We start from the raw sequence: 25,393 nt of genomic DNA, 5'->3' as shown, positions 1-25,393 counted from the left end.
TTTATAATACCGCATCTACCCAAAGTGTTTGCCATAAATGACTAAATATTGGAAGATGGTTAATCAGAAAGACCATCAAATGACTTGATGCTAGGTGACTCTGTAATATTGGAAAAGGGATCGTTGCAAGAACTGTTCCTACCATACTGAAAACAAAAACTGCTACAATGACAGCAAGAAGACCACTAATGATTTTGTAATAGTAGGCATCAAAATAATCAACAGGTGCAAAGTGCACTAAAATACCAATTAATCTCACTAAACAATAGACAGCAATAAATATCATGACAAATGCTGCTCCTGCATAATAAACCTCACTTAAATCAAAGATGCTAACGGATTTAAAAAAAGACAATTTGGCATCTTCAGCAGGATTTGAATAGGGTAACCATAAGGTTATCTTTTGTGCCAACGTTTGATAATGGGCTTTAGCAATAAACAAAGCCACTATAGAGCCTAAAAAATAGAAACTCTGTAAAATAATTCCCCGGCTATAACCAATATAAAATTGCCAACAGAGAATGATTAAAATGAGTAAACTCAACATCCTTATTCCTCAGTTTCAGTTTGACTAGCTTTTTCTTTTAAATCGACAATTGTTTTTTGTCTAAGTTCTAGTAATTCTGACTCCATTTTTTCTACTTCAATTTCTCTACTAAGTTGTATAGATAAAGTATTTATAGCCATTAAAATAGCTATTGTTTCATTATCTGCCTCTGGTAAGATTTCTTTTAGTTTTGTGTATTTTTCTTTAGCAACACGTTCAACTTCTTCCATAAAAAGGTTATCTTTATCAGTTGTTAATGTTAATTGTTTCTCACCAAAGGTGAATTTATATCTATTTTTACTTTTCATCCTGTCACCTCTCTAGCATTATACCGTAATTTAGATATTTCGTAAAATATGGTAAATTTCCTAATCTTCTAAAATCCTACCCCATGATTTCAATTTTATGATAAAATATTTTCTATGGAAACAATTGTGATGACACTTGGACAAGGATCAACAAATGACCTCATAAAGCAACTGGCCCCTTATCAAATACATTCTAATAATCAGTATGTCTCCTTTGCTGCAAAAAGAGGACAAACAACTGTACTTCTCTATCAATCTGGTAAAATTGTCTTTCAAGGTCATGGAGCAAGTCAGTTAGCTAAAGAATTTGGTTACCTTGAAGAAACTGTTTCTGAAAAGAGCAAACTAAGCAATCAAATGGCACTGATAGGTTCTGATGAAGTTGGTAATGGCTCTTATTTTGGTGGATTAGCTGTCGTTGCTAGTTTTGTTGAAAAAAAAGACATTCCTCTTTTAAAGCAATTAGGAGTTACAGATTCAAAACAATTAACGGATCATAAAATCAGACAGATCGCTCCAATTTTAGAAAAAGAGATTAAACATAAAGCCTTATTATTATCCCCACAAAAGTATAATCAAGTTGTTGGTCCAAATAACCGACATAACGCTGTATCTGTCAAAGTAGCACTTCACAATCAAGCCATTTTTCTATTATTAGAAGAAGACATTAAACCTGATGCCATTGTTATTGACGCCTTTACTAGTGACAAAAATTATAAGAAATATGTTCAAAAAGAACTCAATCAAGTTAATGAAAAAATCACTTTTGAAGAAAAAGCTGAAGGAAAATATTTAGCCGTTGCCGTGAGTTCCATCATTGCTAGAAATCTTTTTTTAGAAAATCTGGAGCATTTAAGTCAACAAACTGGCTACAAACTTCCTAGTGGTGCTGGTCATCAATCTGATAAAGTTGCCAGTCAACTAATCAAGGCATATGGCTTATCTTCTCTTGAGCAGACAGCTAAATTACATTTTGCAAATACCAAAAAAGCTATTGCTTTATCACAAAAACATTAAGGAAAACTATGAAACATTTTATTAAAGAATGGGGTATTTTCACTCTATTTATCATATTACTCGTATTATCACGTCTTTTTATATGGCAACCCGTAAAAGTTGATGGCCATTCAATGGACCCTACTTTAGCACATAACGAACGACTTATTATCGTTTCAAAATCTAAAATTAGTCGCTTTGATATTGTTGTTGCAAAAGAAAGTGAAAATGGTGTCAAAAAAGAAATCGTCAAACGGGTTATTGGAATGCCTGGTGATACGATCACCTATAAAAATGATATCTTGTATGTTAATGGCAAGAAAACATCAGAACCTTATCTCAATGACTACATCAAGAAATTCAAAGAAGATAAGTTACAAAGTACTTACTCTTATAATCAACTTTTCCAACAGTTAGCAGAAGCTTCTGATGCCTTTACAACTGATAGTAAAGGTAGTACTGAATTTACCATTAAAGTTCCTAAAGGCCAGTATCTCTTACTAGGCGATGACCGGATCGTATCAAAAGATAGTCGTGAAGTTGGAACTTTTAAGAGCAAGAACCTTGTCGGTGAAGTAAAATTCCGCTTTTGGCCATTATCAAAGATTGGAATTTTAAACTAAAAAGATTGGAACGACTGTTCCAATTTTTTTTACACGATAGAAAGATACTCTTTAATACTTACCATTTTCAAAAGAAGAAAGGATCATGATATGGAGACATTTTTTTCAGGAACTATTGACCGCATTATTTTTGAAAATGCTAGTAATTTCTTTAAGATTTTACTCCTAGAAATTGACGATACTGATAGTGAGTTTGAGGATATTGAAATTATGATTACCGGCACCTTTGCTGATATCATAGAAGGCGAACACTATACATTTTGGGGGGAGTTGAGTCAGCATCCTAAATATGGTGAACAGCTGAAAGCCTATCGCTATGAAAAAGAAAAACCTAGTTCATCAGGATTGATACACTACTTCTCCAGTGATCAATTTAAAGGAATTGGTAAAAAAACAGCTGAGAAAATTGTAAATTTGTATGGTGAAAATACCATTGATAGCATTTTGGAGGCACCTGAGAAACTAAAAACCATTTCTGGACTATCTAAAGCCAATCGCGAAAGTTTTATTGCTAAATTAAAAGCGAATTATGGTACTGAGCAAATCTTAGCCAAACTAGCAGAATGGGGATTGAGTAATCGTATTGCTCTTCAAATTTTTGACATTTATAAAGACGATACTATTTCTCGCATTGAAGGAAATCCATACCAGTTAGTTGAAGATATCCAAGGAGTTGGTTTTAAAATGGCTGATTTATTAGCTCAAGAATTAGGTATTGAAGCTGATGAACCTCAACGATTTCTTGCAGCGATTGTTCATAGCCTTTTTGAGTTATCCATAGACCGTGGTGATACTTATGTCGAAGCGCGTGACTTATTAGAATATTCATTAAACCTACTTGAAGAATCTCGTAACATTGAACTCAATCCTCAATTAATTGCCAATGAATTAACCCAGTTAATCACTGAAGAAAAAGTCCATCACTTTGATACAAAAGTATTTGATAATACCCTATATTTTGCTGAAGAAGGCATAAAGAAAAACATTAACCGATTACTAGATACTCCTTTTGAGATTTCCTATACTGATGACGAGATCCATGAAGAATTAGCTGAATTAGAAAAAAATCTTAATATTCAATACGACACTATTCAAAAAGAAGCCATTTTAAAGGCCCTAAAAAGCAAAGTCTTTATTTTAACGGGCGGTCCTGGTACTGGAAAGACCACTATCATCAATGGTATTATCCAAAGTTATGCTAACTTGAATGACATTGATTTAAGAAAAAAAGATATCCCTATCATTTTAGCCGCTCCAACAGGACGTGCAGCCAGACGAATGAATGAATTGACAGGAATAGCAAGTGCTACAATTCACCGTCATTTAGGCTTAAATAGCGACAATGACTTCCAGACTATTGATGATTTTTTAGACTGTGACTTGATCATCGTTGATGAATTTTCAATGGTTGACACTTGGTTAGCCAATCAACTTTTTTCTGCTATTTCTTCGAACACTCAAATTATTATTGTAGGTGATAGTGATCAATTACCTTCAGTTGGTCCTGGTCAAGTTCTTGCTGATTTATTAAAAGTTAATACTATTCCAAGTACATCATTACAAAAAATTTTTAGACAATCAAAAGACTCTACCATAGTGGATCTTGCCAATGACGTTCGGAAAGGAATCATTCCTCAGGATTTTTCAGCAAAAAAAGCTGATCGTTCCTACTTTGAAGCCCAAGCTCAACATATCCCAACAATGGTAAGTAAAATTGTAACTTCAGCCATAAAGAGTGGTATTCCTGCACATGAAATTCAAATTCTTGCACCAATGTATCGAGGACAAGCTGGAATTAATAATCTCAATACTTTAATGCAGGATTTATTGAATCCACTCCAAAATCAAACACAATTCGCTTTTAATGACATTCATTTTAGAAAAGGAGATAAAGTCCTTCATTTAGTTAATGATATTGAACAGAATGTTTTTAATGGTGACATTGGAACCATTACTGATTTAATTCCGTCAAAATACACAGAATCTAAGCAAGATGAAATTTTTATAGACTTTGATGGTACTGAAGTAATCTATCCTCGAAATGAATGGCTCAAATTAACCCTCGCTTATGCAATGAGTATTCATAAATCACAAGGGAGTGAATTCCAAGTCGTTATTTTACCAGTCACGAAACAAAGTGGTCGACTCCTTCAACGCAATCTTATCTATACTGCCATCACAAGATCAAAGAGTAAATTAATTATGCTCGGAGAATTCCAAGCTTTCTCTTATGCGATTCAAAACAAAAATATCCGTCGCAATACTTATTTAGTTGAAAGATTCCAAGAAAATCAAGTTAATACACTATCTCAAAAATCTGATCATTCAAAGAATTCTATTTCTAGTCAGTCTCAAGCAGATGGTTTACCTCAAAATTATCTGCTTACATCTGATAATATCAATACTATTGACCCAATGATTGGGATTACAAAAGAAGACTTAGAACAGTTTTTCAACGTTAAAAATACTTAGTCATCGAAATGACTAAGTATTTTTAGTTATTATTCTGTTTTATTCTGAAAAATACTGTTATCAAAAGGTTTTGCAAGCTGTCCTAAAATAGTTTGTTCAGGTTTTAGCCATTGTCTATAGACAAATAATTTGTCATCTTCGATGACAACTTCATTATAACCCGTTCGATTCAGAAAAACAGATTCATCAGGATACTCATCAGTCCCAAAAGCAATGGATTCTGCCATAATTTGAGGAATCCCAGCATAACTTGCCATTGATCCCATATGAATATGTCCCACAAAAATTGCTTTAATATCACTATTTTTAATGATCTCTTCAAAACCAGCTGGAACACTTGTTGAAATATGTGGATCTTCCCAAATGAGAGGGTGATGTAAAAGTAGAATGCTACCCTTTGGACTCTTTTCTAAAAGAACTGATCTGAGTTCTTGCATTTGCGTTTCAGAAATCTTTCCTTCATGACTTTCATCTTGTGCACTATCCAACAATATAATCCGTAACCCATTAAAATCAGCTACATTAAAATAATAATCATTCTCTTTTTTCGTAATTGTCATACCATCGAAGAAATGGTCACGTTGGTCATGATTTCCTCTACAAAAATAATAGGGTAAATCACCCATGTGATCTTTCCAAATACTTTTAAACAGTTCATAATCTTCAATATCACCCTCATGCGTTAAATCACCAGTAATTATCGCAAAATCATAATCATCTGTATTGAGTGATGTTAAAAGATATCGTAAATTGGCGGTTGGATTGAAATATTCAGAAAATAATCCATTAGTAAACCAATCTGTACTGTAATCACATCTAATATGAGTATCTGATAAATGTAAAATTCTCATGATTATATCTCCTTAGGATAGCCTAAATTTTTTTCAGTTGTTTTATCAAAAAAATGTATCTTATCAGTCGAAAAAGTTAATCCCACTTCCTGACCAATAGTAAATTCATTGCAATCATGAAAAGCAATCAAATTCTCTTGACCGACTGCAACTGTGTAAGCAAAATGTTGACCTAAAAGTTCACAATATTTCACTACTCCTTTTAGTAAAGAGGGGTTTTTACTAATTTGTATATGCTCTGGCCTAATGCCCATATAAAAATCATTTATTTCTGATAAATGATTTTTCCAGTCATCTGACAATGACATCGACTGCTCACCAATTTTTAAGATGCCATCATCTTGCTCTGCATTTAATATCGACATCCCTGGTGAACCAATAAAAGTTGCCGTAAAAACATTTGCTGGCTTGTTATAAACGACATCTGGATAATCAACCATTTGTATCATTCCATCGTTTAAGATAACAATTCTATCAGCAAGCGTCATCGCTTCAACTTGGTCATGAGTTACATATACAAAAGTTTGGCCATATTTCTCATGTAATTTAACCAACTCCTTTCTAGCATCTAACCTTAATTGAACATCCAAATTAGATAATGGTTCATCAAGTAAAAAATACTCTGATTTTTTTACTAAAGCTCTTGCTAATGCAACACGTTGCCTTTGACCACCAGATAATTCTTTAGGGTAGCGATTTTTAAATGCTGTTAACCCTAATGTTTCCAATGCCTCAGTTAATCGATTTTCTATAGTATTTTTATCAATCTTATTTGCTTTAAGGCCAAAAGTAATATTATCTGAAACGGTCATATGAGGGTATAAGGCATAATTTTGAAAAACCATCGATACATCACGTTCGCCACAGTCTAGATCATTGGCTAGCTCACCTCCCATATGAAGTTCCCCAGAAGTAATAGTCTCTAGCCCTGCAATCATTCGTAGCAATGTTGATTTTCCAGATCCTGATGGCCCTAAAAGAACAACACGCTCTCCAGCACCAATAGTTAAATTAATATTTTCTAAGACTGGTTTTGTCCGATACGTTTTACTAATATTTTTTAATGTAATTTCTTTTCCCATAATAATTCCTACTTAATACCTGACGAAATAAAGGTTGAGATGATATATTTTTGAAAACTAATATATAACATCAACGGTACAAACATACTAATGAGGCTAATAGCCATTGCCATTGTAAAGTTTGTTCCCCCTTCTGAGCTAATATACATCTGCATTGCTAATGGCAAAGTATAATGATCAACTGTTTTTAATATAAGAACTGGCCAAATAAATTCATTCCATGAAGTGATAAAAAACCAAATACCGGTTGATGTTATAGAGTGTTTAACCAGTGGAAAAACAATATGACTCATAATGCGTTTTTGAGGAATATTATCCAACAAAGCTGCTTCAATAAGAGCTGTTGGAATTCCTCTCATGGTTTGAGTTAATAAGAAAATTCCCATAGCATCAGCAATTTGAGGTAAAATAACGCCCCAGTTTGTATCCATTAAGCCTATTTTTGAAATCATTAAATAATTAGGGATCATGGTCACTGTAAAAGGAATAAATAGTGTGGAAATGATAATAATATAAAGGAATCGTTGGCCTTTCACTTTAAAATAAACAAAAGAATAAGCTGCAAAAAAGGCAAGGACTAACTTAAGAATAGTAATAACACTAGCAATAAAAAAGGTATTCCATGTAATCGTTAGTAAAGGCAAACTATCAAATAATTGTTGAAAATTCTCTAAAGTAAATGGAACTGGTATTAGGGATAAGACAGAATGATAAGCTTCTTTTAATGGTTTAAAAGCATTTGCAATGATGAATAATATTGGATATAAAACAATCACAAGTAAGATGATCATCAAAAAATGGGAAATCAATTCTTTTTTAATTTTCATAGTACACCTTACTTTCAATAAATTTAAAAGTTAATAACAGAATAATAGCGAATAAGACTAATGTCATAATGGAAATCGCTGATGACTCACCAATGGTATAAAGTTCAAAGGCTTTTTGATAAGAATGGTAAATCAAATTTGAGCTGGCGTAATTAGGACCACCTTTTGTTATGATTTTGATTGGTGTAAAAACATATTGCAAACCCTGAACAATCGTAATGATCAAAATATATATTCCTGTAGCACTAGACATTGGCAAAACAACTTGTGAAAACAACCTCCAGGAAGGAATCTTATCTAATTTCGCAGAATCAATAATTTCTCGATCAATTCCCATAATAGCTGAATAAAGAACGATGAAGTTATAACCAAATACTTTCCACGAAGTCATCATGGCTATAATCGCAATGACCCAGCCGTTTAGATTGCTCCAAATTGGCATTTTGATGCCGACTGCTTTCAAAATAATGGCTATAGGACCAGAAATTGGATTTAAAATCCAAGTAAATACCATTGAAACAACGACAAGAGAAATAACTGCTGGAATGAAAAAAATACCAGTATAAAAACGTTTGTAGCGACTTATAATAACATCTATTACAAATGAAACGATATAAGGAACGAGACAAGAAAAAATGACAAAAATAATCAAATAAAAACATGTATTTATTGCAATTTTATGAAATACTGGATCCGTTAACACTTCGACATAATTTGCCAAACCAACAAATTCTTTATTTGGTGAAACCATATTCCATTTAAAAAAACTTAAATAAAATGTATTTCCTAAGGGATAAAAAATAAAAATTACCAAAAATAGTAATGCTGGTGATAAAAATAGATAACCTAAATAGTGTTTCTGTTTAAACATAGCAACTCCTTATCAAGAGAGACTGGTCAATTAGCCAGTCTCCCTATACTTGAATCAAATTAAGCTCATAAACATTTTTATTTTATTAAACTATTAATATCATCTTGCGTTTTCTTTAGTGTTTTTGTAACGTCTGAACCACCAAGAATTTGATCACGCATCTCAAGCATTTTTTGTTCTGCTTCTAGACCTGACTCACCTGGGAAAGATGTCCAATTAACCATTGAATCCATCTGATCAATCGCTGGTGCCATCATCTTATTTTCTTTCAAAAAGCTTTTTAACCCTTTTTCTGAATCAGCAACATCTTTACGAGGTGGGACATATCCTGTTCCTTCAGTCCATTTTGCCATAGATTCAACACTGTATAAGTACTTAAGGAAATCCCAAGTTGCTTTTTGTTTTTCTTTGGTAGTTGATGTTACAGCAAGCATAGCTCCTCCAGCTGGAAGTTTAACTTTTTTGCCCTTCCAAGAAGGTGATTTAACAGCTGTCACGCTAAATTTAGCATTGTCTTGTACATTACTACGTTGCGCAATTGTTGTATAAAGCATAGCAACATTGCCATCTATAAAGCTTTGTACGCCTTGCTCCCACGTTGTATGTAAAGCCGTCTTATCTTTTACTACCATATCCTGATACATTTGATAAGCTTCTTCACCTTCTGTACTTGCAAAACTTGCTTTCCCTTTTGAGAGAATTTTAGTACCATTACTTTCTAAAATACCTTGTTGAGCCCATGAATCTGCTGGCTCTTGGATGTAGACACCATAATTCCCTGTTTTTTCTTTAATAACTTTTGAGTATTCTTCTAATTCTTCCCATGTTTTAGGACCATTTTCATCTAATCCTGCTTCCTTAAGCATATCTTTGTTTAGATATAAAACAGGGTTACTTATTGAATAAGGAATTCCAATATAACCTTTGTCATTCTTAGCTAGATTCATAATATTGGATAAAAAATGATCTTTAAAGTAATCAGCATTTTTAGGATCGACTTCTTTAACTAACTTTTCTGGATCTGTATACTTAAAGTTTTCAGAAAAGTAATCTTTAAACGCCCAACCGACTTGAACAACATCTGGTGTCTGTCCAGATGAGACAGAAGCTTGTAAGTTCTGCATTAAGCCTTTGTACATATCTGGATTATACTTTTCAACAACTTTTACTTTATTTTGTGATTTATTGTAATCATTGACAAGTTCTGTGACGGTTTTTCCTCCTTGTGTCTCAGCATTAACATGCCAATATTCAATGGTAACCTTCTCTCCACTTTTAGAAGACGATTCTTGCTTGTCACTATTTGATTGACATCCACCTAGCAAAACACCTGTTGCTAACAAACTCGCAATAAAGAAAAATTTTTTCTTTTTCATTTATAAATCCCTCTTTCTTCTTTGGAAGTTTTCATTATCGTTAAAGTGTATACAATCTAAAAAAGTATTGTTTACAAATCTAATATACAAACTCTATGTAAATTTTTTAACAACATATTGTAAAGATTGTGTAAAAATTTTTGATTCTACATAGAATTTTGAAAATAATATTATCTTATCTTTTTTTAAAAAATAACTAATTTAATTAGATTTTATGATAAAGACATGTTATAATGGATATCAATAAACTAAGCTAACAGCACCAAATTGCAAAAGGAGATTACTATGATTTCATATGAAAAAGTGAAAAAAGGATTACAATCAGCCAATTTAACCATTTTAATTTTAAAATGCTGTTCCATTATCTTTACGATTATTGGGACCATGATGACCTTTATGGCATCTAAACAATTAAATGACCCAACTCTTCAGAAACAATACAGTTCAGAACAATTGGATGCCATAAAAAAAGCATCTCAAATAACACCACTTGATTGGTTTACAACGGCAGTACTTCTTGTATTAAGTATTGTTATTATTGTCTATTGTTTTAAAAACAGGGGATATCTAAAAAACAATCAACGCATCTCAACATTACCTTATATTTTAGGTATTGTTTCTGTCATTGCTAGTGTGTTATTGACTTTTTTAAATTACGTTTCAAAAGAAATCCAAATAACTTCCTTTACTATTATTAGTGACGCAATACCAGCTCTTATCATGCTGGCACTCTACATTTATAGTTACTTACAATCCAGTAAGCTTAACAACAGAGATCATTCTGAAGAATACCAAATGGATTAAAAAAAAAGACTAGTTTTACTAGTCTTTTTTAAATTTCCAAATTTAGATTTGCTTCCTTTGATTCAAGTGATGTCATGGTCACACCTAATAGTCTAATACCTGAAGCTTTTTCAGGCAAACTATCAAAGAGTTGCTTTGCAGCTAAATCTAATGGTTCAAACTGATCACTAGCATTAGCTAAAGTAATCCGTTTTGTTAGAGTTGTAAAGTCAGCATATCTTACTTTTAATACTAATACTTTCCCAATTTTACCATTTTTTTCAAGTGTCTTTACGACCCTTTCAACATTGTGGCTAATTTCAGTTTTGACATCCTCATCCTGATAAAGTAATTTTGCATAGGTCCTCTCACTCCCTATGGATTTACGAATACGGTTTGGCTTTACAGGAGAATAATGAATGCCTCTTGCCTTACGAAAAAGGTCATAGCCAAAGCATCCAAATTGATCAATCAAAGTCATTTCAGAAATATTAAGCAAATCTTCACCTGTAAATACGCCCATCTCATGTAATTTTTCAACTGATTTTTTGCCGACACCGTGAAATTTTTCAATTGGCAAAGCTTTCAAAAATTCTTGGGCATCATCAGGTAAAACTAATGTTAACCCATGAGGTTTTTCAAAGTCACTGGCTAATTTTGCTAAAAATTTATTGTAAGAAACACCAGCCGAACAAGTCAGATGAAGTTCATTCCAGATGTCATGCTGAATTAATTTAGCTATTTTTATAGCTGATTGAATATCAAGTTTATTTTCTGTGACATCCAAATATGCTTCATCGATTGACATCGGTTCAACTAAATCAGTATAGCGTTTAAAAATAGCTCTTACCTCAAGTCCGACAGCTTTATATTTAGCATAATTTCCTGAAATAAAAATAGCTTGCGGGCACTTATCAAATGCCTCTTTTGAGCTCATTGCTGAATGGATGCCAAATTGTCTTGCCACATAATTACATGTTGAAACGACCCCTCTTCCCCCTGTTTCTCTTGGATCTCTTCCAATAACAACTGGTTTTCCAATTAATTTGGGATTGTCTCTTTCTTCAACGGAAGCAAAAAAGGCATCCATGTCTATGTGAATAATTTTTCGACTAGTATCATTAATTAATGGAAAAATTAACATGAAAACCTCCTACTTTTACTTCTTTTATTATACCTTTTAGCCAATCAAACGCAAACTGTAACAGTTATGTGAAATTATTTACAACTGTATTATAAAAGAAAATTTCTTTTGTCAAGAAATATGCTTGGGAAAACGGTTACTTTGTGTTACACTAAACTTGTAAATGTAACAGAACCGCGTTGTTACTAGATTTAAAGGAGACTATTATGGCTACTGTAAAAACAAATACAGATGTTTTTGAAAAAGCTTGGGAAGGCTTCAAAGGAACAAGTTGGAGAGAAAAAGCAAGTATTTCTCGCTTCGTTCAAGATAACTATAAACCTTATGACGGAGATGAAAGTTTCTTAGCTGGCCCAACAGAACGTTCACTTCACATCAAAAAAGTCATTGAAGAAACGAAAGCACATTATGAAGAAACTCGTTTCCCAATGGACAATCAACCAACTTCTATTGCCGGTATCCCAGCAGGTTTCATTGACAAAGACCAAGAATTGATTTTTGGTATTCAAAATGATGAACTCTTTAAATTAAACTTCATGCCAAAGGGTGGTATCCGTATGGCAGAAACAACACTTAAAGAAAATGGATATGAACCTGATCCAGCAATTCATGAAATCTTTACAAAATATGCAACAACAGTAAATGACGGTATTTTCCGTGCATATACCTCTAATATCCGTCGTGCCCGTCATGCACACACTGTTACGGGGCTTCCAGACGCATACTCACGTGGACGTATTATCGGTGTTTATGCTCGTCTTGCTCTATACGGTGCTGATTATTTAATGCAAGAAAAAGTAAACGACTGGAATTCTATTACTGAAATCGATGAAGAATCTATCCGTTTACGTGAAGAAGTTAATCTTCAATATCAAGCACTTGGTGAAGTTGTTAAACTTGGTGACTTATATGGATTAGATGTGCGTAAACCTGCTACAAATGTTAAAGAAGCAATCCAATGGGTAAATATTGCATTCATGTCAGTATGTCGTGTTATCAATGGTGCTGCTACTTCTCTTGGACGTGTGCCAATCGTCTTAGATATTTTTGCAGAACGTGACCTTGCCCGTGGAACTTTCACAGAATCAGAAATTCAAGAATTTGTTGATGACTTTGTGCTTAAACTACGTACAGTAAAATTTGCTCGTACAAAAGCTTATGATGCATTATACTCAGGTGACCCAACCTTTATCACTACTTCTATGGCTGGTATGGGTAATGATGGTCGTCACCGTGTTACAAAAATGGACTACCGTTTCTTACACACATTAGATAATATTGGTAATTCTCCAGAACCAAACTTAACTGTACTTTGGACTGATAAATTACCATATTCTTTCCGTCATTATTGCATGCATATGAGTCACAAACATTCTTCAATTCAATATGAAGGTGTGACAACAATGGCTAAAGATGGCTACGGTGAAATGTCATGTATTTCTTGTTGTGTTTCTCCACTTGACCCAGAAAATGAAGAACAACGTCATAATATCCAATACTTTGGTGCCCGTGTAAATGTGCTAAAAGCGCTTCTTACTGGTCTTAACGGTGGTTATGATGATGTTCATAAAGACTATAAAGTGTTTGATATTGATCCTGTCCGTGATGATATTCTTGACTTTGACACTGTAAAAGCTAACTTTGAAAAATCACTTGATTGGTTGACTGACACTTATGTGGATGCTTTAAATATCATTCATTACATGACAGATAAATATAACTATGAAGCTGTTCAAATGGCATTCTTACCAACTCGTCAACGTGCCAACATGGGATTTGGTATCTGTGGTTTTGCGAATACAGTTGACACATTATCTGCAATTAAATATGCAACGGTTAAACCAATTCGTGATGAGGATGGTTACATCTATGATTACGAAACAACTGGTGAATACCCACGTTGGGGTGAAGATGATCCTCGTTCTAATGAATTAGCAGAATGGTTGATTGAAGCCTATACAACACGTCTACGTAGTCATAAACTATATAAAGATGCTGAAGCTACTGTCTCACTTCTTACGATTACGTCTAACGTTGCCTACTCAAAACAAACTGGTAATTCTCCAGTCCATAAAGGGGTTTATCTCAATGAAGATGGTACAGTTAACCTTTCTAAACTTGAGTTCTTCTCACCAGGTGCTAACCCTTCAAACAAAGCTAAAGGTGGCTGGTTACAAAATCTTAACTCACTTGCAAGCCTAGACTTCGGATACGCAGCAGATGGTATTTCATTAACAACACAAGTTTCCCCACGTGCTCTTGGTAAAACGCGTGAAGAACAAGTTGATAACTTAGTTACTATTTTAGATGGTTACTTTGAAAATGGTGGACAACACGTAAACTTGAACGTTATGGACTTAAATGATGTCTATGAAAAAATCATGGCAGGTGAAGACGTTATCGTACGTATTTCAGGTTACTGCGTTAACACTAAATACCTTACTCCAGAACAAAAAACAGAATTAACACAACGTGTCTTCCACGAAGTACTTTCCATGGATGATGCAATAAATGCCTAATTAAGCTACAAAAACACTGAATAATCAATTCAGTGTTTTTTGTTTTGTCTTAAATACTTAAATAATATCTAAAAAGGGTATATCTTTTGTTAAATGTTTCTAACAACAACTTTTTACTCCACGGATTGTGTCACACCTGGAGAGTACTCAAGAATAACTGGACTTCCAGTTGGAAAGACCTGAAGTTTGACAAAACCGCCATTTTCTTTTGTATTGGTAAAAATCGTTTGTGCATTTATTTTAGGATAAGATTTAATGCTTTCAACTGAAATAGCATGTGATTTCTCCTCAGCACGAACTTTAGCACCAAATGAAAAACCACCCCACAAGAATAAAGCAGATAATAAAAAAGCGACACTAATCTTAACATATTTTGATACAGACATTTTCTGTATTCCTCCTTTAATTGAAAACTTATTGTATTAATACTAAAATGATATTTTGTCAATAAAAAAAAGCCAGAAATGATAGTCTAGCTTTTATCATAATTCCTTAATAGCTTCTTGGAGAATTTTTCGTTTTGCAATCCAAAGAGGTCTGTCATCGTATTCATATGTTCTATTGGTTAAGAATATCACAGCTTTTTGCTTTTTACGATTAATCATCACAAATGGCCCCGTGTAGCCGGTGTGATCAATCCAATCTCCTTCAAGATTCCAACCGATAGATCTTGTTTTATTTGCAAAACTCATATTTTGCCAAAGTTTTTCAGCAAATGGAGCTTCTAAATAATGCTGACAAAAATACTCTAAGTCTTTTAGTGTTGAAAAAATACCAGCAGATCCTGAATGTTCTTTTAATACTCTTGCTTTTGGATCATGTACAAATCCAGAATGATCACCTTTTTTAGTTGGGACAGCCTCTTTTACTGGACCAAATTGTGTGTGTGTCATCTTAAGAGGGTCAAAAATATAGTCTTTAAACACTTGTGCTAAATCTTTGTGGTAATAGCTTTCAAGCATAAAACCTAAGAGAAGAAAATTGACATCAGTATATTGAAAATCCTTTGAATCTCGCATTTTTAAATAATTAAGAGCATCTATTAATTGCTTTTGGTCGAGTGAATCTCTATTTGGGATAAAAGGATCAAGTCCACTTGAGTGTGTCAATAATTGTCTTAATGTAACTGTCTCACCTTTAAATTCAGAATAATAATCATGTAAAAAATCATCCAGTGAAATCTTTTTAGCGTCATACAAATAGGCCATTATTGTTCCAACTCCTAGAACTTTTGAGACACTTGCCATATCATAAATTAAATTTTCTTTGACAAGAGACTTTCCATCAATCGTTCCAATGTAATATTCTTGCCATTTATTATTTTCAAAAAGGGCTATGGAAGCCCCGTGATATAACTTTTCTTCTATTTGTTGATTAATTAAACTTAAAAATGAGTCTATTTTCATTTTTGAAACCAAATTTCAATGTTACTTAAATCTGATAAAACAAGAACCGTTTCTTTAGCATCAAGATAAGCTGAATACCCTTTTGATTCAATAGCTTTTTTCAATGCTAGAAGATCAAAATCACTTGGAACTTGATTTTCTAAAATTTCAATATCCCATGTCTCATTTGGCTCAATTTGTAAATCATCTCCTTCAGCCTCTTGAAAATCTAAATGAATTGGAAATTGTCCATCAAATAAATCTTGATAAAATGATTGAGACTCTTCTTTATTTAAAACATTTAAAGTAATGGATTCAAAAGTAAAATGAGAAATACCCTTATAATGTTCCTCTTTTTTTATTTCTGGTTTATTAATTTCTTTCAACTCATTTAGGTTATCTTCGCAATGGAGGATAAAATGGTCTCCTTCTGGTGAGACAGCTTCAAAGGCATAGCCATTTTGACCTTGAAAAATTTTTTCAAAATCATTATCTCTTGCTAAAAGTTGTTCTATATCTTTTTTACTTGTTTTTACTACAATTTTAGCCAATTTTTTTGTACCGTCAACGGCTCTTGTACGATATTCTGGAGATTCTTCAATAATAAATGTATTTTCGGGATTTTCCCATGAACTAAATATGGCAATTGCATTTTCTTCACTTATCAGCTTAAAACCTAGTGTTGATTCATAAAATGCAATATTCAAATCACGATTGTTCACTCTAACAACTGGTGTTTTGAAAACAACCTTATCAAACAATGTCATAAATTCCTCCTAATCCTCTGTTATTATAGACAAATTAGGGCTTTTTTTCAAGCAATTATGTGCTCAAAAAGAAGATTGACAGAGTCTTTCTTTTTCGCTAAACTGGAGTCTATGAATGACAACATTATCCTTATTTTTATACAGTTATTATTAGTATTTTCTATAATTTTCATCTTTACCGAACTGGTATTATTTTTGAAAAAAAATCATATTAACCCTTTCAGGCGGTTTTGGACTGGCTTTTTTATTGGTTTGATTACAGATGCTCTCGATACTATGGGAATTGGGTCATTTGCAACAACTACAACTTGTTTTAAACTAACAAAATTAGTAGATGATGATAGTAAAATCCCTGGTACAATGAGTGCTGCCCATGTCATTCCAGTTTTAATTCAATCACTATGCTTTATATTAGTAGTGAGAGTTGAACTTCCAACACTAATTGGCATGGCTACTGCTTCTTTTATCGGAGCTTTCTTTGGGACAAAAATAACAAAAAATTGGCATACTCCTACGGTTCAAATGATTTTAGGAAGTCTTTTGATAATAGCATCCTTAATCATGATTTATAGACATTTTGCCAATCCAGGTGCTCAAGTAACCAACTCAATTCATGGTTTACATGGCTTTTGGTTATTATTTGGACTTATTTTTAACTTTATTGTAGGTCTTTTGATGACTATGGGACTGGGCAATTACGCTCCCGAATTAATTTTCTTCTCACTTATGGGATTGAGTCCAGCGGTTGCTATGCCAGTTATGATGTTAGATGCGGCAATGATTTTGACTGCTTCAAGCACTCAATTCATAAAAGGTAATCGTGTTAACTGGGATGGTTTTGCCGGAATTGTTATAGGTGGTATCATTGGTGTTTTATTAGCTGTCTTATTTTTGACAAACTTAGATATTAATAGTTTAAAACTATTGGTGGTTGCTATTGTTATTTTCACTGGAATTATGTTAATCAGATCATCATTACTTTCAAAAAACACATTAAAAACGCATCATTAAGATGCGTTTTTAATGTGTTTTTTGATTAGAGATAAAGTGCTTTAAAGAGACTTACTGCTAACATACCTGCTAAAATTGGGGCAACAACTGGTACCCATGCATACCACCATTTTGAATCTTCTTTTGCTTGACCTAAAATTGATTTTGGTAAGAAGAAATGGACAATACGTGGGCCCAAGTCACGAGCAGGATTCAAACCAGGACCAGTCGGACCACCAAGTGATGCAACTAATGTCATTACTAAGAAACCAAGTCCTAAGTGTGCGACTGCCAATGAACCTGTGACATAAGGTGAGATTTGAGTTGCAGCAGATGTTTGGTCATAACCTGCATGAACTAGTTTACCAACTAATTCAACACCAAAATAGTTCTTTGTAAGAGCCATTGCACCAAAGAACAATACAAATGAACCTACAAACTCATTTAAGAAACCATTAATATATGATGCTTTATGTGAGCTTGCTGTTCCATCATCAACAGCTGAAATTGTTGAAAATGACCCAAGGACATGATTTGGATTTTCAGTTTTTAAATAATATGGTTTGTAAACCATAACGACTATCAATTGTCCAAACATAGCACCTAACATTTGCGCGATGATATATTGTAACACATGTGCCCAAGGGAACAAACCTGCAACTGCTAATCCTAATGTAAAGGCAGGATTAATATGATTTCCAGATACATTACCAAACATTAACGCAGGCATCATAACTCCAAAACCATAACCCAAAGCAATAATAACCCAACCTGAATTATTTCCTTTTGTTCCTTTTAAATCAACATTTGCAACAGAACCATTCCCTAAAATAATAAGTAAGGCAGTTGCAATAAACTCAGTGATATATTTCACCATCCATGAGAATTCCATTGTTTTTCTCTTCCTCCAATAAATTAATAAATATAACAGTTACCATTCTATCAAGCTTCTAACATATTGTAAAGTATATCACAAATGATTTTTTGTTTTCAAAAAAAATAAGAGTATATCTTAAGATACACTCTTTGTTATATTTATTAACGATTTTAGAGTTAGAAAGTCTTTTTCCCATCGCGTACAACAAGAACATCTAATTGAGAATGTCTAAGAAGATACTCAGAAGTTGAACCTACCAAGAGTCTTTCAAAAGTATTCATTCCTGTTGCTCCAACCATGATTAGATCTGCCTTTTCTTTCTGAGGAATATCTTTAGCTAACAAAGTATTTGGATTTCCAATTTCAGTGATACATTTTATATCTGATAAACCTTTCTCACGCGCGATACTAGCGTAATGTGATAAAACCTCATCAGAATGTTTGATTTGCTCATTAAAATCATAATCACTCATTAGAAATTCCCCTCGATAAGCATTAGTATCAATAACATGAACCAACAATAATGTCGCCCTATTTCTCAAAGCCACATTAATGGCTTTTTCGACTGCTAATTCTGATTCATACGAGCCATCTACAGCTACCATAATTCTTTGGTATGTTTCACTCATTTTACTTACCTCTTACTCATGTTATTTCTTGTTTTGACAAAATACATCAAAGCACAAAGAAGTGGAATTAGCGCTGCTAACCAGAAAAGTTCTCTATAGGATTGAAGATTTGTACCTAAAAAGTTATCTTTTATCAAACCTAAGATGTAGGGACCTGCACCTAATCCCAAGTCAAGTCCAATCATGTATGTCGACATTGCTGTATTAAAACGATGTTCTTCAACACCTTTTATAGATGCTGCTTGACCACAAGACATAAATGTCCCATAGCCAAAACCAATAAGGGCACCTGAAAATAGATAACTTACGCCACCCATTGCACCACCTAATAAGGCAAGTCCTAATGTCAAAAAGAGATAGCTAGGGTAAAGTACCCATTTATCACCTTTAGCATCCATCAATCTTCCCATAGCAGGTCTTGTGACTGTAATGATAAGGGCATAAACAACAAAGAAATAGGCACCAACTTCTGTTAAATGAATAACATTGGTATAAAGTTTTTGAAAACCAAGTACTGAAGCATAAGAAATTCCCATTAAAAAGGCAATAAAAGTAATGAAAAGAGCTTTCTTTTCAATAAAACTATCTATCGTCCATGATTTTGTTTTTGCCAGTTGTTCTTCATTTAATTCCATATTTTTCACTGGAAAAACAAAAGCACCTATCACAACAATAGCAATTAGAAGACTACAAAGAACAATAATCATATGAAAATCAATACGAAGATTATCTAACATAAATGTTCCGATAAATGGCCCTATGGCAGCTGCTAAACTTGTTGAAAGGCCATAAAAATTAATTCCTTCACCACGTTTTGATGCTGGAATGTAGGCAGTTACAATTGTATTTGTAGCTGTCGATACAACACCATAACCAAATCCATTTAAGAAACGAACTAAATACATCATCCCAATATTTGGCATGATAAAATAGGCCAATGTTGTCAACAAGTAAAAAATGGCCCCACCACGTAATACCAATTTACGACCAAAAACCTCAAGTTGTTTCCCAAAAATCAATCTAGCAATTAATGTTCCAAGAATGTAAATACCAGTAGCTAAGCCAGCTTGACTTGTTGAAGCACCAAGTTGCTTTGTAGCTATAAATGCAATAATAACTGTGAATAGATAATAAACCATATAAACGATGAAATTTAAGATGGTGATACTAACAAAATGTCTATTCAAAAGTTTATTTTCCATTGAAACTAAAACCTCCTTTGTTTTCATAGTTATTTTACATTATTGTTAGAATCTAAGATATATCAATGGTATAATATAAATAATAATGACAGATAACATTAGCAAATGTTAATACATTTTTATCACACAAGATGTTATGATAAAAAGTATTATTGATTATTTTGCCCCTTTGGACAGCATCAAGTGGAGGAAGTTGTGAAAAATCACATTTTAGAAGATTATATTGAAAGTCGTAATCTTCCCATCATTGAAAAGAGTTATCACAAATATTTAACTTTTGAAAGTTTAGATGAGGATTACACTTATATATTAAAAGATGGCATAGTCAAACAAAGTGTCTTATCTAAATATGGCATGGAGTTTAATTTGAGATATGTCACTGGATTAGCTATTACCTCTGTTCTAAACGATGGCTTTTCCAAAAACATGGGGGAACCCTATAATGTTAGGATTGAGTCAGAGAAAGCTTACTTTTACAAAGTTAGCCGTAGTCAATTTTTGAAAGATATTCAAGAGGACCTTGAATTACAAGGTTATGTTAAAGATTTTTATCATAACCGACTTCAAAAGTCCATGAAAAAAATGCAGTGTATGCTTACCAATGGCCGTATTGGTGCTGTTTCAACACAAATCTATGAGCTTGTTACTTTGTTTGGGAACAAGAGGCATAACGGTGATATCTATATTGATTTTATCATTACAAATGAAGAATTAGGGAAATTTTGTGGTATTTCAACTGCTAGTAGCGTCAGTCGAATTTTAAAGCAACTTAAAGATGAGCACATTATCCGTATTGAAAAACAACATATTATTGTGACAAATCTTGAGAAATTACAAGATAATATCGTATTCTAAAGGAGTTTACCTTATGTATTATAATCAATTTAGTTACCGTAAAACGTCCCTAGAAACTGCTCTTTCAGAATTACAGGCATTAGGCTTTAACCTATCCACTACTAAATCTGATAAACGTAATCTGGAAAATTTTCTTCGTAAGACTTTTTTAGGTTTTGAAGATACTGATTACCCACTTGACCAATTGGTCGCCAATTCAAAACAAACAGCCTTAGAATTTTTTCAATCTGAAGATGCTTTTACACCAGAAACATTTTATGTTATTGCTTTACAGCTTTTAGGATTTATACCACAAGTTGACTTTACTGACTATAACTCATTTCTCCAAAAGGTTGGTTTCCCAATTACATTCAGTAATCTGATATTAAACCTTCATCAACTTTTAGCCACACGAACAAAAGATGGTAATACACTTATTGATAAGCTCGTTTCTGAGGGATTACTACCTAATGATAACGATTATCATTTCTTCAATGGCAAATCATTAGCTACTTTTGATACAACTGATTTAATTCGTGAAGTGGTTTATGTAGAAGCACCAATCGACACAGAATCAACTGGTCAACTTGATCTGATAAAAGTCAATATCAGCAGACCCAAAACCAAGCATAAAATCCCAACTATGATGACAGCTAGTCCTTATCATCAAGGGGTAAATGAAGTCGCAAATGATAAAAAATTACATGAAATGACTTCTGACATTTCAGTCAAAAAACCTGAGCATATAAAGGTCGATCCGTATAACCATAAAGTACTTACTACTAAACCATCTGATTTACCAAGTAAAGATGCGACAGAACATTTTTCTTATATCAGTTCTTATAGTTTAAATGATTATTTTCTCGCTAGAGGCTATGCTAATATTTATGTCTCAGGTATTGGTACTGCTGCTTCAACAGGATTTATGACTTCTGGTGATTATCTACAAGTAGAAAGCTTTAAGGCTGTCATTGATTGGTTAAACGGTCGTGCTAATGCATACACTAGCCACCAAAAAGACTTTCAAGTTAAAGCAAGTTGGTCAAATGGTCTGGTTTGTACAACTGGAAAATCATACCTAGGTACAATGTCGACAGCACTTGCTACTACTGGTGTTGATGGCCTAAAAGTGATTATAGCTGAATCAGCCATATCTTCTTGGTACGATTACTACAGAGAAAATGGTCTAGTTTGCAGTCCTGGAGGATATCCTGGTGAAGATCTTGATGTTTTAACAGAATTGACTTATTCTAGAAATCTTATTCCTGGTGATTATTTAAGACATCATCAATCTTATCAAGAACGTCTAAATCAACAAAGCAATTCACTTGATCGTCAAACAGGTGATTACAATCAATTTTGGCATGATCGAAACTACCTTCCACATGTAGAAAAAATAAAGTGTGACCTTATATATACACATGGCCTACAAGACTGGAATGTTAAACCTTCACAGGTCTATAATATCTTCAATGCTCTTCCTCAACACCTTGATAAACATCTCTTTCTTCACCATGGTGAACATGTTTATATGCATAACTGGCAATCAATTGATTTTAAAGAAACGATGAATGCCTACTTAGCCGAACGTATGCTTGGTCAAAAAGTTTCCCTCAACTTAGCACCAGTTATTTGGCAAGAAAATGACAAAGAACAACATTGGACATCAAAAGAACAATTTAAAGAAAAATCTTATGAAGAACTTAGCCTTGGATCTTCAAAAGAAATCATTAAAAATCATTATGATGAGTTTCAGTTCAAGGATTATGCTAAAGACTTTAAACAGTTTAAAGAAGATCTCTTTAATGGTAAAACTAATGCCATTTGTATTGACATAAAACTTGAAAAAGATTACTTGATCAATGGTAAAATCAAGCTAAATCTAAAAACGAAATCAACAACTAATCACGGTATTATATCTGCTCAAGTATTAGATTTTGGTTTGCAAAAACGCTACAATGATCAACCACAAATAAAAGAACTTATGTCTATAGATAATGGACGAAACTTTAGTCGAGAATCTCTAAAAGAATTGAAATACGTCAATTCTCCTTATCGTCTTATTTCAAAAGGTTTTTTAAACCTTCAAAATAGGGAAGACCTTTTAACTATCACTGAAGTTCCAAAAAATGAATGGTTTAAACATGAATTTGAGTTACAACCAAGTCTTTATCAATTAAGTGCAGGACAAACACTTAGAATCTTAATTTATACAACTGATTTTGAACATACTATTAGAAGTAATGAGGACTACCAATTAACAATTGATTTAGAACACTCAACAATCCATTTACCACAATAAAAAAAAGCCAAACCTTGGCTTTTTTTATTGTTTGTATTTTTCAACTTCTGCTTGATTAGCCCAAACAAAATGACCTGGACTAATTTCAACCATACTTGGCTTATCAACGGAATAATCATGTTTTTCTGGATGGTAAACAATTAGTTGTTTTTCTTTTTCTAAAATAGGGTCTGGTATTGGTACTGCTGATAAAAGAGATTTTGTATAGGGATGTATTGGATTATTAAAAAGGTCTTCTGTTTCAGCAACTTCAACAATAACTCCTTTATGGATGACAGCTATGCGATCTGAAATAAATCTAACGACAGATAAATCATGAGCAATAAAAAGATAGGTTAAATCTCTTTCTTTTTGAATTTTTTTTAACAGATTCAATACTTGAGCCCTTACAGATACATCTAATGCTGAGATTGGTTCATCAGCAATGACAAATTCAGGCTCCATCACAAGTGCTCTCGCAATGCCGATGCGCTGCCGTTGGCCACCAGAAAACTCATGAGGATAACGGCTAAGATGTTCTGACAACAAACCCACTTCATTTAACATATGAATAATTTTAGATTTTCTATCATTTTCATCTTTATAAAGGTTGAAATTATATAATCCTTCAGAAATAATATAATCAATTGTTGCTCTTTCATTCAAACTAGCTGCTGGGTCCTGAAAAATCATTTGAATTTTCCGTATTAGTTCTTTTTCTTTTACTTTTGATTTATGCTTATTAATGACTTCTCCGTCATATCTAATTTCACCAGAACTGGTCTCATTTAAACCAATGATGGCACGCCCAATAGTTGTTTTCCCACTTCCAGATTCACCAACTAGAGAAAACGTTTCTCCTTTATTGATGAAAAAATTAGCATTTTTTACAGCAACAAATTTCTTTTTTCCTTCTCCAAAGGAAATTTCAAGGTCTTTGACTTCTATCAATTTTTCAGTCATTACTCACTCCTAGATATGATGTTTATGTGATATTTTTTCATGTAAATTCTGTATCTCCACAGGTTTGTCAACTTTTGGCGCATCTGGATGTAAAAGCCAGGTTTTAGCCCAATGTGTTTTAGAAATATCAAATCTTGGAGCATCTTCTTCAAAGTCAATTGCCATTGCATATTGTGATCTTGGTGCAAAGGCATCTCCTTTTATTGGCTTGTAAAGAGATGGAGGTGTCCCAGGAATGGAAAAGAGGATTCCATTGCTATCGGCTAATTGAGGAAGACTAGATAAAAGACTCCAAGTATAAGGGTGTTTTGGATCATAAAAAATTTCTTCAACTGTCCCATACTCCACAATATCTCCTGCATACATGACTGCAACTTTATTTGCGATACTAGCTACAACACCTAAATCATGAGTAATAAAAATAATAGTGAAATGGTACTCTTGCTGTAACGATTTTAAAAGATTAATAATTTGTGCCTGAATGGTAACATCTAAGGCAGTGGTTGGTTCATCACAAATCAATATATCTGGTCTACAAGCTAAAGCAATTGCAATTACTATACGTTGCCTCATACCACCAGAATACTGAAAAGGATAATCATAAAAGCGTTTTTTAGCTTCAGGGATACCTACTTTATGCATGTAATCCAAAGCTAATTCTTTAGCTTTGCTATGATTCACTTTTTGATGTTTGATGATCACTTCTGTAATTTGCTTTCCAATAGTTTGAATTGGATCTAAACTTGTCATTGGATCCTGAAAAATAGTAGCTATTTTAGCACCACGTATTGTTTCCCATTCCTTATTTGACTGTAATTGCGTTAAGTCTTGACCACGATAGATTATTTGACCACTTGCAATTTTTCCGTTTGATTCTAGCATACCTGTAAAAGTTTTGGTCAAGACAGATTTTCCAGAACCAGACTCTCCAACAATGGCCAATACTTCACCTTGATAAAGATCAAGTGAAATACCCCTAATAGCAGTTAAAATACGATCTCTTACTTGAAATTCAACAACAACCTTTTTAGCACTTAAAATAACAGTATTATCTATGGACATATTG

The 25,393-nt window shown here is 33.2% G+C and carries 24 protein-coding genes; 8 read left to right on the top strand and 16 right to left on the bottom strand.

What is annotated here, in order from left to right:
• Position 1: 1 nt before the first annotated feature.
• Both STRUR_RS01980 and STRUR_RS01975 read right to left on the bottom strand, forming a co-directional pair.
• Positions 2-547 (bottom strand): CvpA family protein, encoded by a 546-nt coding sequence (locus STRUR_RS01980; protein WP_006738576.1) that lies wholly within the window; start codon positions 545-547, stop codon positions 2-4.
• A 2-nt stretch (positions 548-549) separates the two neighbouring features.
• On the bottom strand, positions 550-855 hold the full coding sequence (locus tag STRUR_RS01975) for a hypothetical protein (RefSeq protein WP_006738532.1): 306 nt from the start codon (positions 853-855) through the stop codon (positions 550-552).
• Positions 856-969: 114 nt separating this feature from the next.
• Between STRUR_RS01975 and rnhC the strand changes: the two genes are divergently transcribed.
• The 3 genes from rnhC (at position 970) to recD2 (ending at position 4,946) form a co-directional block, all read left to right on the top strand.
• Positions 970-1,872, top strand: a complete 903-nt coding sequence (gene rnhC / locus STRUR_RS01970) for a ribonuclease HIII (protein WP_006738729.1) — start codon at positions 970-972, stop codon at positions 1,870-1,872.
• Between the two features lie 8 nt (positions 1,873-1,880).
• On the top strand, positions 1,881-2,474 hold the full coding sequence (gene lepB / locus STRUR_RS01965; RefSeq protein WP_006740280.1) for a signal peptidase I: 594 nt from the start codon (positions 1,881-1,883) through the stop codon (positions 2,472-2,474).
• Between the two features lie 90 nt (positions 2,475-2,564).
• Positions 2,565-4,946 (top strand): SF1B family DNA helicase RecD2, encoded by a 2,382-nt coding sequence (gene recD2 / locus STRUR_RS01960; protein ID WP_006739910.1) that lies wholly within the window; start codon positions 2,565-2,567, stop codon positions 4,944-4,946.
• 29 nt (positions 4,947-4,975) lie between these two features.
• Here the strand turns inward: recD2 and STRUR_RS01955 are convergent, their stop codons facing one another.
• The 5 genes from STRUR_RS01955 to STRUR_RS01935 form a co-directional block, all read right to left on the bottom strand.
• On the bottom strand, positions 4,976-5,797 hold the full coding sequence (locus STRUR_RS01955; RefSeq protein WP_006738795.1) for a metallophosphoesterase family protein: 822 nt from the start codon (positions 5,795-5,797) through the stop codon (positions 4,976-4,978).
• Positions 5,798-5,799: 2 nt separating this feature from the next.
• Positions 5,800-6,879, bottom strand: a complete 1,080-nt coding sequence (locus STRUR_RS01950) for an ABC transporter ATP-binding protein (RefSeq protein ID WP_006739504.1) — start codon at positions 6,877-6,879, stop codon at positions 5,800-5,802.
• A gap of 8 nt (positions 6,880-6,887) precedes the next feature.
• Complete coding sequence (locus STRUR_RS01945; protein ID WP_006739361.1) at positions 6,888-7,706, bottom strand: carbohydrate ABC transporter permease; 819 nt, start codon at positions 7,704-7,706, stop codon at positions 6,888-6,890.
• Positions 7,696-8,577 (bottom strand): carbohydrate ABC transporter permease, encoded by an 882-nt coding sequence (locus STRUR_RS01940; protein ID WP_006739050.1) that lies wholly within the window; start codon positions 8,575-8,577, stop codon positions 7,696-7,698. The genes STRUR_RS01945 and STRUR_RS01940 overlap by 11 nt, the downstream gene beginning before the upstream one ends.
• Positions 8,578-8,654: 77 nt before the next feature.
• A complete protein-coding gene (locus tag STRUR_RS01935; protein WP_006740307.1) occupies positions 8,655-9,953 on the bottom strand; it encodes an ABC transporter substrate-binding protein in 1,299 nt (432 codons plus the stop codon).
• Positions 9,954-10,238: 285 nt separating this feature from the next.
• Between STRUR_RS01935 and STRUR_RS01930 the strand changes: the two genes are divergently transcribed.
• Positions 10,239-10,757: a hypothetical protein gene (locus STRUR_RS01930; protein WP_006739853.1), complete on the top strand. Its 519-nt coding sequence runs from the start codon at positions 10,239-10,241 to the stop codon at positions 10,755-10,757.
• Positions 10,758-10,785: 28 nt separating this feature from the next.
• Here STRUR_RS01930 and dinB read toward each other — a convergent pair whose 3' ends face one another.
• The gene (dinB, locus tag STRUR_RS01925) at positions 10,786-11,880 is read right to left on the bottom strand and encodes a DNA polymerase IV (protein WP_006739867.1); all 1,095 of its coding nucleotides are present in this window, start codon (positions 11,878-11,880) and stop codon (positions 10,786-10,788) included.
• 206 nt (positions 11,881-12,086) lie between these two features.
• On the opposite strand from dinB, the gene pflB reads away from it, so the two are divergent.
• Positions 12,087-14,399 (top strand): formate C-acetyltransferase, encoded by a 2,313-nt coding sequence (pflB, locus tag STRUR_RS01920; protein WP_006739117.1) that lies wholly within the window; start codon positions 12,087-12,089, stop codon positions 14,397-14,399.
• Positions 14,400-14,512: 113 nt separating this feature from the next.
• Here the strand turns inward: pflB and STRUR_RS01915 are convergent, their stop codons facing one another.
• The 3 genes from STRUR_RS01915 to STRUR_RS01905 all read right to left on the bottom strand — a co-directional run bounded on the left by STRUR_RS01915 (position 14,513) and on the right by STRUR_RS01905 (position 16,551).
• On the bottom strand, positions 14,513-14,785 hold the full coding sequence (locus tag STRUR_RS01915; RefSeq protein WP_006738663.1) for a hypothetical protein: 273 nt from the start codon (positions 14,783-14,785) through the stop codon (positions 14,513-14,515).
• A gap of 96 nt (positions 14,786-14,881) precedes the next feature.
• Positions 14,882-15,805, bottom strand: coding sequence for a serine hydrolase domain-containing protein (locus STRUR_RS01910; protein WP_006740063.1), 924 nt, complete (start codon positions 15,803-15,805; stop codon positions 14,882-14,884).
• Entirely contained in the window at positions 15,802-16,551 is a 750-nt protein-coding gene (locus tag STRUR_RS01905) for a CppA family protein (RefSeq protein WP_006740021.1), read from the bottom strand. Before STRUR_RS01905 ends, STRUR_RS01910 begins: the two co-directional genes overlap by 4 nt.
• Before the next feature lie 111 nt (positions 16,552-16,662).
• Between STRUR_RS01905 and STRUR_RS01900 the strand changes: the two genes are divergently transcribed.
• Positions 16,663-17,562: a sulfite exporter TauE/SafE family protein gene (locus tag STRUR_RS01900; protein WP_006739115.1), complete on the top strand. Its 900-nt coding sequence runs from the start codon at positions 16,663-16,665 to the stop codon at positions 17,560-17,562.
• Between the two features lie 25 nt (positions 17,563-17,587).
• Here the strand turns inward: STRUR_RS01900 and gla are convergent, their stop codons facing one another.
• From gla to STRUR_RS01885, 3 genes are all read right to left on the bottom strand, one after another.
• The gene (gene gla, locus STRUR_RS01895; RefSeq protein ID WP_006739048.1) at positions 17,588-18,433 is read right to left on the bottom strand and encodes an aquaglyceroporin Gla; all 846 of its coding nucleotides are present in this window, start codon (positions 18,431-18,433) and stop codon (positions 17,588-17,590) included.
• Positions 18,434-18,594: 161 nt separating this feature from the next.
• Positions 18,595-19,047, bottom strand: coding sequence for a universal stress protein (locus STRUR_RS01890; protein WP_006738403.1), 453 nt, complete (start codon positions 19,045-19,047; stop codon positions 18,595-18,597).
• Positions 19,048-19,052: 5 nt separating this feature from the next.
• Entirely contained in the window at positions 19,053-20,249 is a 1,197-nt protein-coding gene (locus tag STRUR_RS01885) for an MFS transporter (protein ID WP_006740498.1), read from the bottom strand.
• A gap of 195 nt (positions 20,250-20,444) precedes the next feature.
• On the opposite strand from STRUR_RS01885, the gene STRUR_RS01880 reads away from it, so the two are divergent.
• Both STRUR_RS01880 and STRUR_RS01875 read left to right on the top strand, forming a co-directional pair.
• Complete coding sequence (locus STRUR_RS01880; protein WP_006739509.1) at positions 20,445-21,104, top strand: Crp/Fnr family transcriptional regulator; 660 nt, start codon at positions 20,445-20,447, stop codon at positions 21,102-21,104.
• 13 nt (positions 21,105-21,117) lie between these two features.
• A complete protein-coding gene (locus STRUR_RS01875; RefSeq protein ID WP_006739283.1) occupies positions 21,118-23,385 on the top strand; it encodes a Xaa-Pro dipeptidyl-peptidase in 2,268 nt (755 codons plus the stop codon).
• 24 nt (positions 23,386-23,409) lie between these two features.
• Here STRUR_RS01875 and STRUR_RS01870 read toward each other — a convergent pair whose 3' ends face one another.
• On the bottom strand, positions 23,410-24,327 hold the full coding sequence (locus STRUR_RS01870) for an ATP-binding cassette domain-containing protein (protein WP_006738829.1): 918 nt from the start codon (positions 24,325-24,327) through the stop codon (positions 23,410-23,412).
• A gap of 9 nt (positions 24,328-24,336) precedes the next feature.
• Positions 24,337-25,389, bottom strand: coding sequence for an ABC transporter ATP-binding protein (locus STRUR_RS01865; RefSeq protein ID WP_006739667.1), 1,053 nt, complete (start codon positions 25,387-25,389; stop codon positions 24,337-24,339).
• Positions 25,390-25,393: the final 4 nt, after the last annotated feature.

Source organism: Streptococcus urinalis 2285-97 (assembly GCF_000188055.2).
GTDB lineage: Bacteria > Bacillota > Bacilli > Lactobacillales > Streptococcaceae > Streptococcus > Streptococcus urinalis.
The sequence above is the reverse complement of the archived record's forward strand: the minus strand, read 5'-3'. Positions and strand labels throughout refer to the sequence as shown.